The organism is uncultured Pelagimonas sp., assembly GCF_947498515.1.
In the GTDB taxonomy this organism is placed as follows: Bacteria; Pseudomonadota; Alphaproteobacteria; order Rhodobacterales; family Rhodobacteraceae; genus Pelagimonas.
In genome coordinates this window covers 1-1,676 of record NZ_CANMKO010000031.1, presented here as the reverse complement: position 1 = coordinate 1,676, position 1,676 = coordinate 1, and the positions used below count along the sequence as shown (strand labels likewise).

Below are 1,676 nucleotides of genomic sequence, written 5' to 3'. Positions count from 1 at the left end.
ACTTCGTGCCCAAAATCCGAAAAACAGACGCCAGAAACCAGACCCACATAGCCCGTGCCGATCATTGCGATTTTCATCAATGAATTCCTTGAAAAAGATGCGCTAAAATGCCGGGGCTACATTTCAGATCACGCTCATTTAAGCAAGCGCTATGACGCCCCCTCATACCGATCCATCAAGATTTCAAGCATGTCGTAATAGGCGCGCCGATCCGCTTTGCACATGGTTTTGAAGCGATCCAAAACATGTTGAGGACCTTTGAGGTTCAGTTGACCATCTGAAGACGCTTCACGCGATGGAAAGCGCGACACGGCATCAACAGCTTTGCGAGTGTCGGCGGCTCTGGGGGCGTGTTTGGGTGCCAAGGCCCCCTGCCCTACTGTGGCACCGGCGCGCGGTGCGAAATCATCGAGATCGTCGTCAAAGGCTGGAATAGCTAGGGCTTCGCGTTCGCTCATCAGGCCGCCCTCCCCTGTTCGGCATCGCGGATCGCACGCAATTTAGCGATCACCTCGGCGCGCAAGGCTTCGATATTGGCCATCGCATTGGGCAGCCCATTGACCAGCTTCTTATCCATGCCCGCAACCGTGCCCCCCATCGAGAACATCGCGGCAAAGGCATCTCGTTCATGCACTTCGGTTACGAACGTGTCGATATGGTCATTGTCGCGGAACTGCGCCGAGATGTGGCGGGCCGTGCGCGATTTCACTGCGGCGCGACTTTGGGTGAATAGCACCGAATAAGGGATCTTGCGGCGGGTCGCCTTCATGTCACGGTGGATCTCCTGAATAACATCAAGGGCCGCTAACGCGTCTTGTTGTTGTTCCTTCATCGGGATGACCACAAGGTCAGCTTGGCTAATGGCATAAGACATCAGACGCGACGCCGTACCCTCGAGGTCAATAATCACAAATGGGTCACGCGCGGCGGCCGCTTCGATTTCGTCAAGAATGGTCTTTTCCGACGTATTTGTGACCACGCTCAAGCTATCCGGTCGACCGGGCTTTTCCGCCCAAGTGGTGATCGGATGGCGCGGGTCGGCATCGATGATGGTGGTGGGACGATGGGCGGAAAGGGCTTGGGCCAGCAACAAAGCGCTGGTCGTCTTGCCACTTCCGCCTTTGGAATTGGCGAATGCAATCACTGGCATGAGTGAAGTCCTGTTTTTTATCTGCTCATTATTGGTCCCTTTGCGGAACTCTACCTTACCGTACCATAAGTTACGGCGCGCTACCAAGGGAAACCTTAAGGTAGGGAAAGGTACCAGACACTACCTTTGGATAGGGTATCCTACCGTAGCACTTGGTACCCATGCAGATTTCCCTTTGTATTCAAGCTCTTTGGGGTAGCTCCCTTGTGGTACCATTGGGTAGCTTAGGGTATCTGGCGCTGCAACCCGCTTGATCCCCTCCTGCAATCATCGCACCACACCAATCGACGCAAGCTCATATTTGGAGAGCCAAGCCCCAATGTCGCGCCGAACAGGGGGCAAAACATCTTGAGTTCAGTCCTTATAGATGTCGAGAAACTAAGATCACCGTCGAGTGCGAAGCCCGGTAATAAAACCCATTGCTATAGGCGGCCACCCCACAAACCCTTCAGGGGCAGGGGCAGGGGCAGGGGCAGGGGCAGGGGCAGGGGCAGGGGCAGGGGCAGGGGCAGGGGCAGGGGCAGGG

At 55.6% G+C, this 1,676-nt stretch carries 3 protein-coding genes; all 3 read right to left on the bottom strand.

Going from position 1 to position 1,676, the window contains the following annotated elements:
* A partial coding sequence (locus Q1A43_RS22375) for a hypothetical protein (protein ID WP_146735120.1) occupies positions 1-77 on the bottom strand: 77 nt, incomplete at its 3' end.
* Between the two features lie 72 nt (positions 78-149).
* On the bottom strand, positions 150-458 hold the full coding sequence (locus Q1A43_RS22370) for a hypothetical protein (RefSeq protein ID WP_299939053.1): 309 nt from the start codon (positions 456-458) through the stop codon (positions 150-152).
* Positions 458-1,150 carry a ParA family protein gene (locus Q1A43_RS22365; protein ID WP_299939051.1) on the bottom strand — a complete coding sequence of 231 codons (693 nt, stop codon included), beginning with the start codon at positions 1,148-1,150 and terminating at the stop codon, positions 458-460. Before Q1A43_RS22365 ends, Q1A43_RS22370 begins: the two co-directional genes overlap by 1 nt.
* Positions 1,151-1,676: the final 526 nt, after the last annotated feature.

Coding starts and splice junctions, on each gene's coding strand:
- Q1A43_RS22370 (WP_299939053.1), bottom strand. CDS start 458: ATGAGCGAACGCGAAGCCCTAGCTATTCCAGCCTTTGACGACGATCTC.
- Q1A43_RS22365 (WP_299939051.1), bottom strand. CDS start 1,150: ATGCCAGTGATTGCATTCGCCAATTCCAAAGGCGGAAGTGGCAAGACG.